Source organism: Butyricimonas faecihominis (assembly GCF_033096445.1).
GTDB classification, from domain to species: Bacteria; Bacteroidota; Bacteroidia; order Bacteroidales; family Marinifilaceae; genus Butyricimonas; species Butyricimonas faecihominis.
The window spans coordinates 1,287,815-1,302,488 of record NZ_AP028155.1 but is presented as its reverse complement, the minus strand read 5'-3'; the positions used below and the strand labels follow the sequence as shown (position 1 = coordinate 1,302,488).

14 protein-coding genes and 1 riboswitch are annotated in these 14,674 nt (G+C 42.3%); of the genes, 4 read left to right on the top strand and 10 right to left on the bottom strand.

The window, feature by feature from the left end; translation table 11 throughout:
- Window position 1 precedes the first annotated feature (1 nt).
- The 4 genes from R8806_RS05550 to R8806_RS05535 all read right to left on the bottom strand — a co-directional run bounded on the left by R8806_RS05550 (window position 2) and on the right by R8806_RS05535 (window position 3,658).
- Window positions 2-424 carry an NIL domain-containing protein gene (locus R8806_RS05550; protein WP_087420462.1) on the bottom strand — a complete coding sequence of 141 codons (423 nt, stop codon included), beginning with the start codon at window positions 422-424 and terminating at the stop codon, window positions 2-4.
- A 94-nt stretch (window positions 425-518) separates the two neighbouring features.
- On the bottom strand, window positions 519-1,682 hold the full coding sequence (locus R8806_RS05545) for a homocysteine biosynthesis protein (RefSeq protein ID WP_124317481.1): 1,164 nt from the start codon (window positions 1,680-1,682) through the stop codon (window positions 519-521).
- Window positions 1,683-2,034: 352 nt separating this feature from the next.
- A riboswitch (SAM riboswitch) is annotated at window positions 2,035-2,140 on the bottom strand.
- A 165-nt stretch (window positions 2,141-2,305) separates the two neighbouring features.
- The gene (locus R8806_RS05540; RefSeq protein ID WP_124317482.1) at window positions 2,306-2,854 is read right to left on the bottom strand and encodes a porin family protein; all 549 of its coding nucleotides are present in this window, start codon (window positions 2,852-2,854) and stop codon (window positions 2,306-2,308) included.
- Window positions 2,855-2,890: 36 nt separating this feature from the next.
- Window positions 2,891-3,658 carry an RNA methyltransferase gene (locus R8806_RS05535; protein ID WP_124317484.1) on the bottom strand — a complete coding sequence of 256 codons (768 nt, stop codon included), beginning with the start codon at window positions 3,656-3,658 and terminating at the stop codon, window positions 2,891-2,893.
- Between the two features lie 47 nt (window positions 3,659-3,705).
- Here R8806_RS05535 and tamL point away from each other — a divergent pair, with 47 nt between their 5' ends.
- From tamL to R8806_RS05515, 4 genes are all read left to right on the top strand, one after another.
- Window positions 3,706-6,045, top strand: coding sequence for a translocation and assembly module lipoprotein TamL (tamL, locus tag R8806_RS05530; RefSeq protein WP_229782917.1), 2,340 nt, complete (start codon window positions 3,706-3,708; stop codon window positions 6,043-6,045).
- Between the two features lie 169 nt (window positions 6,046-6,214).
- Window positions 6,215-7,159, top strand: coding sequence for a sensor histidine kinase (locus R8806_RS05525; RefSeq protein WP_124317483.1), 945 nt, complete (start codon window positions 6,215-6,217; stop codon window positions 7,157-7,159).
- A gap of 10 nt (window positions 7,160-7,169) precedes the next feature.
- A complete protein-coding gene (locus R8806_RS05520) occupies window positions 7,170-7,820 on the top strand; it encodes a response regulator transcription factor (RefSeq protein ID WP_151411752.1) in 651 nt (216 codons plus the stop codon).
- Complete coding sequence (locus R8806_RS05515) at window positions 7,821-8,549, top strand: nucleotidyltransferase family protein (protein WP_229782916.1); 729 nt, start codon at window positions 7,821-7,823, stop codon at window positions 8,547-8,549. It begins immediately after the preceding gene.
- 65 nt (window positions 8,550-8,614) lie between these two features.
- Here R8806_RS05515 and R8806_RS05510 read toward each other — a convergent pair whose 3' ends face one another.
- The 6 genes from R8806_RS05510 to R8806_RS05485 all read right to left on the bottom strand — a co-directional run bounded on the left by R8806_RS05510 (window position 8,615) and on the right by R8806_RS05485 (window position 14,670).
- The gene (locus R8806_RS05510) at window positions 8,615-9,010 is read right to left on the bottom strand and encodes a DUF6146 family protein (protein WP_124317928.1); all 396 of its coding nucleotides are present in this window, start codon (window positions 9,008-9,010) and stop codon (window positions 8,615-8,617) included.
- Between the two features lie 80 nt (window positions 9,011-9,090).
- On the bottom strand, window positions 9,091-9,468 hold the full coding sequence (locus R8806_RS05505; protein ID WP_124317929.1) for a RidA family protein: 378 nt from the start codon (window positions 9,466-9,468) through the stop codon (window positions 9,091-9,093).
- A 159-nt stretch (window positions 9,469-9,627) separates the two neighbouring features.
- The gene (gene rbr / locus R8806_RS05500) at window positions 9,628-10,200 is read right to left on the bottom strand and encodes a rubrerythrin (RefSeq protein WP_118449150.1); all 573 of its coding nucleotides are present in this window, start codon (window positions 10,198-10,200) and stop codon (window positions 9,628-9,630) included.
- A 149-nt stretch (window positions 10,201-10,349) separates the two neighbouring features.
- Window positions 10,350-11,849, bottom strand: coding sequence for a potassium/proton antiporter (locus R8806_RS05495; RefSeq protein WP_124317930.1), 1,500 nt, complete (start codon window positions 11,847-11,849; stop codon window positions 10,350-10,352).
- A 28-nt stretch (window positions 11,850-11,877) separates the two neighbouring features.
- Window positions 11,878-13,134, bottom strand: coding sequence for a DEAD/DEAH box helicase (locus R8806_RS05490; RefSeq protein WP_124317931.1), 1,257 nt, complete (start codon window positions 13,132-13,134; stop codon window positions 11,878-11,880).
- Between the two features lie 135 nt (window positions 13,135-13,269).
- Entirely contained in the window at window positions 13,270-14,670 is a 1,401-nt protein-coding gene (locus tag R8806_RS05485; protein ID WP_124318334.1) for an alanine/glycine:cation symporter family protein, read from the bottom strand.
- Window positions 14,671-14,674 lie beyond the last annotated feature (4 nt).

Here is a 14,674-nt window from a genome sequence, read left to right as displayed (position 1 = left end):
TCTAGCAGCTTTCCGGATTACTGAATTCAATCTTGAAAAGTTTCAACGGGCAAGCTTTTAAACATAGTTTGCAGGCGATACATTTTTCGGGATTGAATTGTAGTTTCCAGTCGGGAGCCTCGATCGTCAAGGCGTGGGAGAAACAGGCCGAGGCACAGTTTCCGCAATTGATACAGCGGGATTCGTCGTAAGAAATCTTGCTGGATACAGGGCTTACGGTTACCCCGTTATCATTCAGGAAGGCGATAGCCTGTTCTATTCTCAAGGGATCCGCATCCATTTCGATCAAGAGTGATCCGGTTTTTCCGGGTTGTATCTCTGCCTTTAGGATATTTACTTTTACATCATAGATACGAATTAAGTCGTATGTCAAGGGTCTATCTGTTGCGTCAACCGGGAAGGTTAATATTACTTTTTTAGTCATAGCCGCTATTAATTTTAGATTTTACTAATTATTTGATTCTGTGATTTCCGATTAGATGATTATAAAATCACGTAATCGTTGAATCGGCAAGCACTTAATCTTTTTTCAATTCTCCATTTTCAATTTCTTGGAGTCCTTTTAGAGAAGTGCCTGTTGGCATGGGGCGAACGGGTTCCGTGAGCAGGAAGTCTCCTTTCTGAATCCATGACTTTAAAATCTCGGCAATTTGCCGGGCTTTTGACAAGCTGGCAACAGGAGCCGTTTTGATTTTATGGCCATTGACCTCGATCTCTCCACTTTGTAGGGCGGCGTAATTTGTTTTACCTAAAATCTTATTCCCGTCTCCGTAATCGACAACCGTGGTTTCTATTTGTTCATTTCGGATAGATACTCTGCGGGCAAGGTCTTCATCCAGAATCGGGATGGGGATGCCGATGCCGACAAACATGCTTACCCCGTATTTTTCGTAATAAACTCCTCTTAAAAATTCCGTACTCATGTTTTTTAAGTCACCGATTACGGCAATCGTGCGGGCATTGCTGGTGGGTATTCCGTGTTCGTTCGTTTCTTTCGTGGAGTGGAATTGTGTTCCGTTCCAAGTGACGTATCCTTCTGTCCCGCAGAGGAAAATACGAGTTCCTAAACCGATCGTACGACATTCCGGATCGTTCAACAGGGGAGATAATTCTCCGGCCGTGCTGTAAGAGGCATTTCGCAATTTTGGCAACAAGGTTCCCATGTACGTGTATTTAATTTTATCCGTGGAGTTAGTAGCCACGTTATAATTCTGGTAGGCATTTCTGGGGTTGTACAGGATGGCCTCGTTAATCGTATCTTTGGTGATCACCGTTTTGATATGTTTCCGGGGATAACAATCCGTACCTTTTCCCCAGGCCTCCAGCGTGATTTCTTTACCTACAATCAGGTCTTCTATGATATGGGCACCCCCGTAACTGGGATTTTCCGGGTTGCAATCAGTGGCACCCACGTAAGTGTCCACGGCGGCTAGTCCACCACTGACACGAATGCCGTTCAACTCGATTTTTTCCATGCGAATCGGGGGATTAGCGTGTCCGAAGTTTAGGAATGCCCCGGAGGAACACATTGCCCCGAAAGTGGCCGTGGTCACGACATCCACTTTCTCCGCAATCTCTTTCGGGGAGAGCGTTTTTGCCAGTTCTGATACCTCTTCGGCCGTCAACACGACAGCCGTACCTTTTTTGATTTTATCGTTTATTTCTGCGTATGTTTTAGCCATGATCTTGTACAATTTTTTAATGGATAAATTGTTTGTTGGTGATTTTTTATCTGTTAGCTGCCTTGCAACTAATTGATTTCTATGGATGATTTGATGGTATGCAATGACACGTTTTCACACGGTTTATCCTTGAAACCGATTCATAAAATCCTGAAAATTACCGTGTAATTTCCCAATCAAAAATCTGAAATTAAAAAAATCTAAAATAAAAAGTCCGGGGTATAAAAAATATTAGCGCATGCAGCGCATACGCATAGACATGGCGATAGAATGAATGAAAAGAATGCTACAATTTGTAGTGCAATAAATGCTGTTTTGTTTTGTTGTTTCTGTTTTCATTTTCTTTCAGCTTAAATTATAACTCCTGGTTCTCAGGTCGGGTTTTGGCACCTTGCAAGTGGTCTTGCAGGTTGTCGGAGTTTCCATGAGCCCGTTCTCTCGACTCCTCTTTATAATTCAAACAATCCTCGCAGATTGAATTGATTGGGACAAAGAAAAACAGAATAAATGAATAATGCAAGTATTTGGCGGGATTTTTTCAGCCGATCGAATATTTACGTCCGTGTAGTTTCCTAAAATCGAGTAAACCGATTTTAGAAAACTACATTAGAAATAAGGTAGGATTAGATAATCTTGAATCCTAGGGTTAAGTTCCATGATTTGGGAGCTTTTATATCGTCCCCGAATTTCTTTAATCCGAATTCGTAGTCAATGTCGAAAGTTACTTTCCAAACGTCAACTCCGGCTCCGATTTTCCCGTTCCACATCATTTTATCCGTGTTGAAGTCCTTTTTTAAATCCTTGGTCACGAAGGAAGCAACGGGACCCGCAAATCCACGCAATTTGAATACGGGGAGTTTAAGGATGTTATATCCAACCATAACAGGAATGTCGATGGAGCTGTATTTGAATTTCCCGATGGAACCGATTTCGCCATTAATTTTACTTTCTTTGTGAGCAAAGTTCAAGGCGGGTTCAAGATAAATACTTCCCAGATTGATACGGGCGAAAGCTCCAATCATATATCCCCCGTGGGAATCTACTTTCAAGTGTTTTGCACTGATTTTCGTATCATTCCATCCCGCATGTATACCAAAATTAATTGGGAGTGATTGGGCCATTGTTGCAAGGCCGATAAGGCTGAATAATGCCAATACTACAATTTTCTTCATACTGTTCTTTTTGTTTTAAATAATTGATTTATCTATTTAATTATATTCTATTCGTTTGAATTCCGAAAGGATGATGCCAGTGGCAACTCCCACGTTCAGGGATTCTGTCGAATAAAGACTGTGTGCAAAACTGGGAATTGTTATTTTGTGGTCTACCAGTTGTTCGATACCCGCGGTAATTCCGTTTCCCTCGTTTCCCATGACGATAAATCCCTTGGTTTGGAGGTTCATCCGGTAGATGTTTTCTCCTTCCAGAAATGTCCCGTAACAGGGAAAGTCCGGGTTCGTGAACCGGGGGATAAAACTGACAAGATCCAAGTAAAAAACGTTCACCCGGAATATTGCACCCATGCTTGCTTGAACGGATTTCGGGTTAAAAATGTTTGCACAATCGTGATCGCAAAATATGTTCCGGATACCGAACCAGTCGCAAACCCGGAGTATCGTGCCGATGTTGCCGGGGTCTTGAATGCCGTTGAGAATCACTGAAAGCGAGTCTTTTATCTCCTCCGGGTTGTATGTTTTAACGGGGATTTCGGCTAGTGCGATGACTTCCGGTAAGGATTTGAAATTGGAAATACGTCCCATCTCGATCTCGTTTACCTCGATCGTGTTACATTTTTTCACGTGTTGTTGATTACTTTCGATCCACGAGGGACGGGCAATCAATGAATCTATTTTCATGTCAGAGAGGAGTAATTCCTGAACGAGTTTATCTCCTTCTACCTTGTATAAATTATATTTTTCCCTGAATTTCTTTTTTTCAAGGTTTTGAATTACATTTGTTAGGTGTTTGCTAAGCATCATTTTTAAGCTTGCTGGTTAAAATAAAACACAAACATAGTATTTTTTTGAGATTTTTGAGCATGCGGGTAGCGTACAAGATAAGTTTTATTTTTTTTATATTCTTCATTTTTTATTCGTGTTCACCGACGAAGTATGTCGGGAAAGACGAGTATTTGTTGGATCGTGTGAAGGTGAAAGTGGATGATTATAAGCTTAATCGGTCTGATTTGAAACGAAATATCCGACAAAAACCGAATACCCGAATTTTGGGGGTTGCCCGTTTTCATCTGGGATTATATAATTTAAGCGGGAGAAATGAAAAAAAGAAATTTAACCAATGGTTACGACGTATCGGGGAGGCTCCCGTTATTTACGATCCTTTCATGACGCAACGAAGTGCGAGCCAGATTGAATTGTATCTCCATAATAAAGGGTTTTATAGTGCGGAAGTGTCAGATACGATCTTTTATAAGAAAAGGAAGGCGTTTGTGGAATACCACGTGAAAGTGGGACCTGTTACCCGGATTCAGGAAGTGCGATTTGACGATAAGGAGGGGGGACGGGTAAACCAGATCGCGGAGGAAAGCGGGTTGATGGCCAATTTTCGACGGGATACGGTGAATACTCTTTTGGAGAAAGATGCTCCATTGGATCTTGACGTCTTGGATGACGAACGGGAACGAATCACGAAGATGCTCCGGGAAAAGGGATATTTTAATTTCTCAAAGAATTTTATCCAGTTTTTTGCCGATACAACAAGCGCGGCTAAAGAAAATATGGCTAAAGTCTTCGTTCGAGTGGTTGAGAATGCGGTGGATAGCAACGCTTACAGGCGTTATTTCGTGCGGAACATCAGTGTGAATTTTGATTACGACCCGATGCTGACTGCAGAGCAGGTGGATTCTACGTATAATACTTTGTATTATAACGGTTATAATATTCTGTACAAGGGGAAATTAAAAATAAAACCCAAGATGATTATCGAAACCATCCAGTTGCAGCAGATGGAATTGTACGATGCCCGGCGGGTGATTGATACTTATGTGCGATTGCAGGCGCTGAATCTTTTCAAGATGGTGAATATCGATTTTAAAGAAGTGGAGTCGGATGGAGACGTGAAAGCTTTGGACTGCGTGATCCAGTTGTCACCCGTGAAGAGGCAATCCTATAATGTGTTCTTGGAGGGTACGCATAATTCAGGCAATATGGGAGTGGGAGGTAATTTTACTTATAACCATCGTAACGTGTTCCGTGCGGGGGAGAATATTTCGGCCAGTATTTGGGGAAGTTTGCGGAAAGAGCAGGTCAATGGAGAGGGAAAAATATTTAATACCTCGGAAATCGGAGCTGAATTGAAACTCGTGACCCCGCAGTTTTGGATGCCGTTTTTCAAGATGAAAGATTTCCGGCGGAATTATGCCCCGAAGACTTCGATTTCTTTTTCGTATAGCTATGAATATACCCCGTATTATACCCGTTCGATTGCTAATGCCCGTTTCGGTTATTTATGGCGGAAGGCAAATAAAAAGTGGAGGTATAATTTTGATTTGATTGATTTGAATTACGTGTTGATGAAGGATGTAGACCAGAATTTTATCGACGGTTTGAAAAATGAATATATCAAAAATGCCTACACGGATCATATGATCCTTTCTGCCGTTTTCTCTGCCACTTATACGGATCAGCAGGTGAACGTGAAAACGGCAAATTATAGTTATTTTCGGGTGAACACGGAAACTTCGGGGAATTTTCTTTCCGTTATAGATGGAATTGCCGGGAGTAAAAGTTCCGCGAGTGGAACGTTAAATGAAAAGTATTACAAAATTTTCGGGGTAAGGTACGCGCAATTTGTGAAAGCAGATGCCGAATATCGTTATAACTGGTATATCAACCGGGCGAATTCACTCGTGGGACGTCTTTTCGTGGGGTGTGGTTACCCGTATGGAAACATGAAGGTATTGCCTTTTGAGGAGGCGTATTACGGGGGTGGGGCAAACGACATCCGGGCTTGGCAGGCTAGGACATTAGGTCCCGGTTCTTATCTGGCCACGGAGAAATACCCGAATAGCGTGGGGGATTTCAAATTGGCGGGAAATATTGAATACCGTTTCAAGTTGATTTGGTTGTTGGAGGGAGCGTTGTTCGTGGATGCCGGAAACGTGTGGAATATTAACCCGAAAGAAAATCGTTTCGGGGCAAAACTGAATTACAATTTCTTTAACCAGATTGCTATCGGTACGGGGGCGGGATTGAGGTTGAACGCTAATTTCTTTTTGTTACGTTTTGATTTGGGAATCAAGGTAAAAGATCCTTCCATGCCCGAGGGAAATCGTTTCGTGTTATTTGATTCACGGGGAGGATTCCGACGCTCAGTATTCAACGTGGCGATCGGGTACCCGTTCTAATAATTTAGAATTTAGAATGAAAAAGGATATTGGCTTGTGGGAGTGGAATCTGGAGGCGTGACTTTATTGCGTCAATCGTTGATAAATTTGTAAATTATACCGATATTTGGGGGAATGACTTTTGCATTCATTTTAAACTCTAAATTCTAAATTTTAAATTATTGAAGTTGTGGTTACACAAATAGTTGTATACTTGTCTTTGTTGTTACAGATCGTTGCGATGGGATTCGCTATCAGTTTGTTTAAGCGGACGAAGTTTAATGCCGCTTGGATTTTGATTTCAACGGGCTTTTTTTTGATGGCGATTTACCGGGCGATAGAATTGGTTCCCTCGATGCACCGGGGAGAGTCGGAAGAGTTGTACCAGACGAAAGTGTGGTTGTCATTTGTTATTTCGCTGGCCTTTGCTATCGGGGCATTTTATATACGGAAAGTATTTCAGTTTTTACGTCGGCTGGATGGTATACGAAGTGAGACGGAAAAAAGGGTCCTGTCGGCTGTTATCCGCACGGAAGAACAGGAGCGGCAGCGTTTTGCTAAGGAATTGCATGACGGGCTAGGGCCTTTATTGAGTGTTATAAAAATGTTGCTTTCCGGTTTCGAGGAAAAGAACTTGCCTGAGGTAAACGACAAGATCAAGGGAAACCTGAAACAGGCCGTGGATGAGGCCATCACGAGCGTGCGGGAGATTTCAGCTAATATCAGTCCTCATATATTAAATAATTTTGGTTTAAAGGATGCCACGGAGTCATTTATTCGCAAGTTGCGTCCGGCTGAAGGTATTAGTATTAATTTTAAAACAAATATTGATAATCGTCGTTTTATATATAACGTGGAAGTTATCATGTACCGGGTAATTTGCGAGTTGATCAATAACACGTTGCGACATGCTAATGCCAGTAAAATCAGTATTGACCTACAGTTGCAGGGTGATGTTTTGTATTTGGAATACGAGGATAATGGCATGGGGTTTGACGTGAAGCAGGCCGAAAGTGATGGCGGGATGGGATTGAGTAACATGCAGTACCGGTTGAATTCGGGAAATGGAGATATAAAGATTTCCAGCGAATCGGGCCGGGGAATGATTGCGAGGGCTTTTATAACGTGTAAGTAAATCTTGTTTTATGGATAAATTGAGAATATATCTGGTTGATGATCACAAATTGTTTAGGGAGGGGTTGAAATTATTGCTTTCGACTCAGGATTTTGTTCGACATATTTACGAGGCTTCGAACGGGAGGGAGTTTATTGAGAATTTGTCGTTTGTTGATTGTGATGTCGTGCTGATGGATATAGAGATGCCGGAGATGAATGGTATTGATGCCACGATCGAGGCGATGAAAATGAAACCCAATTTGAAGATTATTGTTCTTTCCATGTACGGGGACGAGCAGTATTATTACAAGATGATTGATGCGGGAGCAAAGGGTTTCTTGTTGAAGAACTCGGGAATTGATAAGGTGGTAACGGCTATTCGGAAGGTGGCGGAAGGGGAAAGTTTCTTCTCGGAAGAGTTGCTGGTGAATATTCTGAATAATATGCGTGATAACAAAAGCGAGACACCGGAAACCGTAGATAATGATATTTCGGAACGGGAGCTGGAAATTTTGTATCACGTGTGCAAAGGATTGTCAAATCAGGAGATTGCGGACGAATTGTTTATCAGTAAACGTACGGTAGACAAGCACCGGGCAAATCTACTCAGTAAGACTGGATGTCGGAATACGGCGGCATTGGTGATGTATGCGATTAAAAATAATATTATAGAGATATAGATGAATGGGATGATTTTTGCAGCCGGTTTAGGTACCCGGTTGCGGCCATTGACAAACGATCGCCCGAAAGCTCTGGTAGAATTGAAAGGAAAGACGCTGTTGGAACGGGTGGTCGAGAGAATGAGAGAAGTGCAGGTGGAGCGGTTAGTGATTAATATTCATCATTTCGCCGATCAGGTAGAACTCTTTCTGAAAGAGAAAGGAGATTTCGGTATGGACATCGTTTTGTCCGATGAACGAGATGAGTTACTGGATACGGGAGGAGGGGTTTTGAAGGCCCGAGAATTATTTATTCCGGGGGAACCCGTGCTTATTCATAACGTGGATATTTTAACGGACTTGGATTTGAAGGCTCTCGTTTGTCAACATGAATCACGTGAGGCATACGCCACACTGGTCGTGCAACAGGCCGTTGCAGATCGGGTATTGAAGTTTAATCACGGTATTTTGAAGGGGTGGGAGAACAAGCGAACCGGGGAGCAAAAGATCGTGGACGAAGGCTTTTACGGGGCCACGGAGTTCAATTACTGCGGGATTCAGATTCTTAGCTCGGAATATTTAAAGCATATCATTCATCAGGGAGTATTCTCTATCATCGACGAGCATCTGGCGCAGGCAAAAGAACATCCTATCGAGCTTTTCCGGCACGATGGCCGATGTCTCGACTTGGGTACCCCGGAGGCAATAAAAGAAGCGAGTAATTTTAGATTTAATGATTTTAGATTTTAGATTCCAACCACACAAGCTATCCCTTCTTTTAATCTCTCAATCTAAAATCATTAAATCTAAAATCATTAAAGGCTTCTGTTTCCCGGGATTAGTTTTATCCTGTTCGTGTCTTCGAAGAACCTGAAATACATGTAGAGTTTGTAATTGAAATCAAACCCGTAGTCCCTGTTCAGGCTGTAATCGATATAACTGTTGATTCTCGGATCTCCGGCAGCATACCTTCTGTTCCATTCGATGGCATACTGGTGATTCATACTTTGGTAATAACTTTCCGAGTGTTGACTGGCCACGTTTTGGTGACTTGCCAACCAAAAATCGAATCCCGAATCAAAAACGATCAATTCATATTGCGCTGAATCTTTTATAGCGCAACGCCCCTTTTTATTTTGGGCTACCTCTTTTTGAGATGCACAGGAGAAAAATAGGGCAAGCATAAGGAGTAAACCGAATATTCTCATCATGTTTGATTTAAGTTATGCACTACTTTCCTCTAAGGTAAGAAAAAAAAATGAAAAAACGGCTGAACCAGCCGTTTTTATCTTTATTTTATAGCGATGGTTTCAATTTCAACCATGGCACCCATTGGAAGGGCTTTTACGGCAAAAGCTGCACGGGCAGGACAATCTGTCTTGTAATATTTGGCATAGATTTCGTTCATATCAGCGAAATAAGACATATCTCCCAACAGGCAAGTTGATTTAACCACGTTGTCAAAAGTATATCCGGCTTCTTCTAGGATGTAACCGATATTTTTCAAACATTGTTCTGTTTGTTCTTTTACTCCACCTTCAACGAATTTTCCGGTGTTCACGTCAATAGGAAGTTGACCACTGATGTAAAGCGTTCCGTTTGCTTCAATTGCTTGACTGTAAGGACCGATGGCTTTCGGTGCTTTTGGTGAGTTGATTACTTTTTTCATAATGACTTTATTTTATCAATTAAAAAATAGATTTCTGTTTCTTTGTCGCGAATATAACGAAAATCGAGTTGTGATTTCTTCAAGAGGGATAAAATAAAAAACTAAAAGTTGAGACATCTGCCTCAACCTTTAGTTTTTTATCCTCAATTACAAGTATGATTAGTAATTGTTTTTCTTTTCCTCGAAATATGCTTGAGGATGAGCGCAAGCGGGACACGCTTTCGGGGCTGTTTTGCCTTCGTAAACGAAACCGCAGTTACGGCATTGCCACAGGATCACTTCGTCTCTCTCGAATACTTTACCGGCTTCCACGCGAGCTAAAAGCGTTCTGTAACGAGCCTCGTGTTCTGCCTCTACTTTCGCAATGTTACGGAATACAGCAGCGATGGCGGTAAATCCTTCTTCCTCGGCAACTTTAGCAAATTCCGGGTAGAGGTCTGACCATTCTTCATTTTCTCCTTCTGCGGCAGCTTTCAGATTCTCTGCTGTTGTTCCGATTACACCTGCGGGGTAAGATGCGGTGATTTCAACCATTCCACCTTCTAAGAATTTGAAGAATCTCTTGGCGTGTTCTTTTTCCTGTTCGGCAGTTTCCATGAATACTCCGGCGATTTGTTCGAATCCTTCTTTTTTAGCTACACTAGCGAAAAAAGTATAACGACTTCTGGCCTGTGATTCACCGGCAAATGATTTCAATAAGTTTTGTTCTGTTTTTGTTCCTTTAATGCTCATAAATTTAATCTTTTTAGTGGTCGTGTTTTGATAGCACAATAATACGACAATTTGTTTTGATAAACAAATATTTAGTTTTTATCAGATGATAGAAAATGCCTATAAAGTGTAATTTTTTCTATCTCTGATGTACTACCGTATGGCCAGTATCAAGCATTTTTTTGAATTGAATAATCCGTGATTCCCAGACTTTCATAAGTCTTCATGAGAGCTTCATCATCATCCGTGATCACGAGTAACTTATCTCCGGTATGTAGTTTGGTTTTTCCCTTGGGAACGCAATAGGAATCGTTCTTTTTGATCAAGGCTACCAACGTGTTATCCGGTAATACCAAATCCATTAATTTGTCGCCTTTTGCCAGCATGGAAGGAATGACTTCAATTTCGGACATGGCGGTTTTAATTTCTTCGGGTAGTTCGACGTTAAAGACGTTTTTACGTTCTTCAGGGGTTGACAAACCGAGTAATTTTGCCATGAAACTGACAGTTGTCCCTTGTACGACCAAAGAAAGAATGGTAATGAAGAATACCACGTTAAATATTAATGATGCGTGCTGGATGTTTGCGATTAGCGGGTACGTGGCAAAAATGATGGGGACTGCTCCGCGCAAACCGACCCATGAAACGTATGCCCGTGCTTTTGTGGTCATTTTCCGGAAGGGGAGAAGGCACAAAAATACACTTATCGGACGAGCCAGTATAATCATGAATACCCCGATAAGAATGCTTAACACCGCAACCGGGAATAATTCAGCCGGGTTTACTAAAAGGCCTAATGTGAGGAACATCACGATTTGGAATAACCATGTGATACCGTCGAAAAAGGTGGTAAGACTCTTCTTGTGTACCACTTTGTGATTTCCAACTACTAAGCCGGCTAAATAAACTGCCAGATAACCGTTACCTTTTACCAGATCTGTGAACGAGAAAATGAAAAACACGAAGGCTAATAAAAGAACGGGATATAATGATTGGTTGATGTTTAGTTTATTGATGCAGTATACTGCCAATCTTCCTAACAAGTAACCGGATACGGCACCAATGCTCATCTGCATGATGAATTGCAGTATCGTGTTACTTAAACTGCTTTCTCCGGATTGGATAATTCCGATAAGTAATATCGTTAACATATAGGCCATCGGGTCATTACTACCACTTTCCAGCTCTAGCATGGGGCGTAAATTCTCTTTTAGTCCTTGTCGTTTGGAACGGAGGATCGAGAACACGGATGCGGAATCGGTAGATGACATGACGGAGGCGAGTAACAATGATTCTGTGAAATTTAGGGTGACGAAACTATTTTCGAGATTCGTGATATAATAGATAAAATAACCCGTGAGAAAGGCCGTAAACATGACTCCGGCCGTGGCGAGAACAATGCCTTGTCCCAGAACGGGTTTGATTTCTGCCGCACTTGTATCCATACCACCGGAAAACAATATAATACTTAATGCAATCACTCCGATAAATTGAGCGGTTTGCGGGTTGTTAAACTCGATCCCTAAACCGTCGGTTCCGAAAAGCATTCCTACTCCCAAAAAGAGAAGTAAAGCGGGTACTCCGAAACGGAAACCTGCTTTTCCGACAACGATACTAATAAATAATAGGATAGATCCAATAAGTAATATATTTCCGGCATTTAGAATCATAAGTGTTTAATTTTAAAGGGTTATTTATCTAGTTTGAGCCTCCTTCTCGCTTGGCGTGGTTTTTCTTTTTTACGAAAGAACGGCCACTAGGTTTTCGTCCTCTGCCTTTTGACGAGCCATGTTCGAATGCTTTCGGATTGTATTCCGGTGCCGGTCCCAAGTAGGCGGGGAGCGGTATCTTGTAAATCGTTTCTTCAATAAATTGCTCTATGCGATGAAACTTTCCTTGTTCCGCCCCGGAGACAAAGGTCAAGGCAACACCTTCTGCGCTGGCTCTCGCTGTTCGTCCGATACGGTGAATATAATCTTCCGGATCATGGGGAACGTCAAAGTTGATTACCAATCCAATCTCATCAATATCTATACCACGGGATACGATGTCGGTGGCAACGAGTATATCTATTTTATTATTTTTAAAATCCATCATAACAGATTCCCGTTCTGACTGCTCCAAGTCGGAGTGCATGGCTGCTACATTGAATTTTTTACGTTTTAAGGTGAAGGCGAGGTCTTTTACTTTTTGTTTGGAAGAGGCGAAGATTAGCGTTTTGTGTAAGACCGGTTTGCTGAAAAGCTCTTCAATGATACCCATTTTCTGGCTTTCGTGGCAGATGTAGGCGGCTTGCATGATGGCTTCGTTGGGTTTGGATACCGCCACGTTGATTTCTACCGGGTCTCGAAGTACGTTTTGGGCTAACTGCCGTATCTTCGGGGGCATCGTGGCCGAGAAGAGTATGGTTTGTCGGTCTTTGGGCAGTTTGTTCACGATTTGCATGATGTCGTCAAAAAATCCCATATCCAGCATCCGGTCGGCCTCGTCAAGGATAAAGTATTTTACTTGCGAAAGGTCCACATCGCTATGTTGCAGATGCGCGATCAACCGTCCCGGTGTTGCGATGGCAACATCCGCACCCAGACGCAATGCTTTTTTCTGTTGATCCCATAAACTTCCGTCACCACCCCCATAGACGACTACTGTCGAAACAGGGAGAAAATAAGAAAATCCCTCGAATTGTACATCTATTTGTTGGGCTAATTCCCGGGTGGGAGCCATGATCACAGCTTTTACCGTATCCGATCGGTTCTCTTCTTTGATTAATCGATTTAAAATCGGAAGGGTGTAAGCGGCTGTTTTTCCAGTGCCTGTCTGTGCGCAGGCGATTAAATCTTTTCCCTCTAAGATAACAGGGATCGTTAATTCTTGTATAGGGGTTGTTTCCTGAAAATTCATGGCATCTAATCCTTGCAACAATGAATCCTCTAGTTCCAGCTCGTCAAATCTCATCTTTTATATCTCTACTATTCTTTATTTTTAATGCTGCCTTTTTCCTGTTTTAAAGTACAGCGGCAGGAGAAAATTACACATAAATCTATCATCGTGTCAATCCCTTCTGTTTGTTGCAAAGTTAAAAAAAATATTTTATTCCCATTCACTCGTGGAATCTTTTAATTCCGGGATGAACGAGGACTTGAATATGATATTTTTCTTCCTGATACGGCGTTGACGGTTGTAGTCCTGTAATGCTTTCAAGGCGATTTTACCCAGTAATACGATTGCGATCAAGTTGGTTATAGCCATGATTGCCATGAATAGATCGGCAATATTCCACACGAGATCTAGGGCGGCGATTGATCCGAACATGACCATTCCCCCCACGATAATTCGGTAAAGTTGTAAATAGGTTTTATTCTTGGATATGAAAAATAAGTTTGTTTCACAGTATGAATAGTTACCCACGATGGAACTGAAAGCAAACAGAAGTATACAAATAGCGATAAATTGTCCTCCCACGCTTCCGATCTGGTGAGACAGGGCCATTTGTGTCAGCTGGATTCCTTTCACCGAGCCGTCTAGCGGAACGTCCGAAAGTAGGATAATGAGTGCTGTGCAGCTACAAATGATCAGCGTGTCGGTGAAAACACTGAGTGCTTGGATTAATCCTTGTTTCACCGGGTGAGAGACGGTTGCCGTTGCGGCAGCATTTGGGGCAGACCCCATACCCGCTTCATTTGAGAAAAGTCCTCGCCGGACACCTTGCATGATGACGGCTCCTAAACCCCCGCTTGCGAATTGTTCGAATCCGAATGCGTTCGTAAAAATAGAACCAATGACATGAGGTAATGTTCCGAGATGCGTGAACAGGATGAAAGCGGCAAGTAGAATGTATGCGATAGCCATGAGGGGGACGATAATCCCGGATATAACGGCGATCCGGTGAATTCCACCGAATATGACCAGTAGGGTGAACAGGGTTAGAATGATTCCCAGCCAGACACGGCTTGTACCGAAGACTTCATGAAATGCCAAGGTAACGGTATTTGCCTGTACCGAGTTGAATACAAGTCCGAAGGTGATGGTAATGATGACTGCAAAAAGAATACCTAACCATCGTTTTTTCAAACCTTTTTCCATGTAAAAGGCGGGTCCCCCGATGAACGAGCGGTCTCCTTTAACTTTATATATTTGGGCTAATGTGGATTCGATGAAGGCAGAGGCAGAACCGATAAGCGCTATAAGCCACATCCAAAATATAGCTCCCGGTCCTCCCAAGGCTAGAGCTGTAGCCACACCCGCTAGGTTACCTGTACCAACTCGCGAAGCGGTTGCAATGCAAAATGCTTGAAAAGAAGAAACCGAGTTCTTGTGGTTCCCGCTTGCTATTCCGTCACCGAGCAGCCGGAACATTTCCCGGATATTCCGGAATTGTACGAATCTACTCTTGAAGGTAAAGTAGATCCCGATACAGATGAGCAGGGCTATTAATATATAGGTCCAGATAAAATCATTGGTTACTATAATCCAGTTGTTTAAATTTTCCATAACC

What these genes read in the sequence shown, in the direction of transcription:
- R8806_RS05550 (WP_087420462.1), bottom strand. Translation starts at nt 424, where the DNA reads ATGACTAAAAAAGTAATATTAACCTTCCCGGTTGACGCAACAGATAGA.
- R8806_RS05545 (WP_124317481.1), bottom strand. Translation starts at nt 1,682, where the DNA reads ATGGCTAAAACATACGCAGAAATAAACGATAAAATCAAAAAAGGTACG.
- R8806_RS05540 (WP_124317482.1), bottom strand. Translation starts at nt 2,854, where the DNA reads ATGAAGAAAATTGTAGTATTGGCATTATTCAGCCTTATCGGCCTTGCA.
- R8806_RS05535 (WP_124317484.1), bottom strand. Translation starts at nt 3,658, where the DNA reads ATGCTTAGCAAACACCTAACAAATGTAATTCAAAACCTTGAAAAAAAG.
- R8806_RS05520 (WP_151411752.1), top strand. Translation starts at nt 7,170, where the DNA reads ATGGATAAATTGAGAATATATCTGGTTGATGATCACAAATTGTTTAGG.
- R8806_RS05515 (WP_229782916.1), top strand. Translation starts at nt 7,821, where the DNA reads ATGAATGGGATGATTTTTGCAGCCGGTTTAGGTACCCGGTTGCGGCCA.
- R8806_RS05510 (WP_124317928.1), bottom strand. Translation starts at nt 9,010, where the DNA reads ATGATGAGAATATTCGGTTTACTCCTTATGCTTGCCCTATTTTTCTCC.
- R8806_RS05505 (WP_124317929.1), bottom strand. Translation starts at nt 9,468, where the DNA reads ATGAAAAAAGTAATCAACTCACCAAAAGCACCGAAAGCCATCGGTCCT.
- rbr (WP_118449150.1), bottom strand. Translation starts at nt 10,200, where the DNA reads ATGAGCATTAAAGGAACAAAAACAGAACAAAACTTATTGAAATCATTT.
- R8806_RS05495 (WP_124317930.1), bottom strand. Translation starts at nt 11,849, where the DNA reads ATGATTCTAAATGCCGGAAATATATTACTTATTGGATCTATCCTATTA.
- R8806_RS05490 (WP_124317931.1), bottom strand. Translation starts at nt 13,134, where the DNA reads ATGAGATTTGACGAGCTGGAACTAGAGGATTCATTGTTGCAAGGATTA.
- R8806_RS05485 (WP_124318334.1), bottom strand. Translation starts at nt 14,670, where the DNA reads ATGGAAAATTTAAACAACTGGATTATAGTAACCAATGATTTTATCTGG.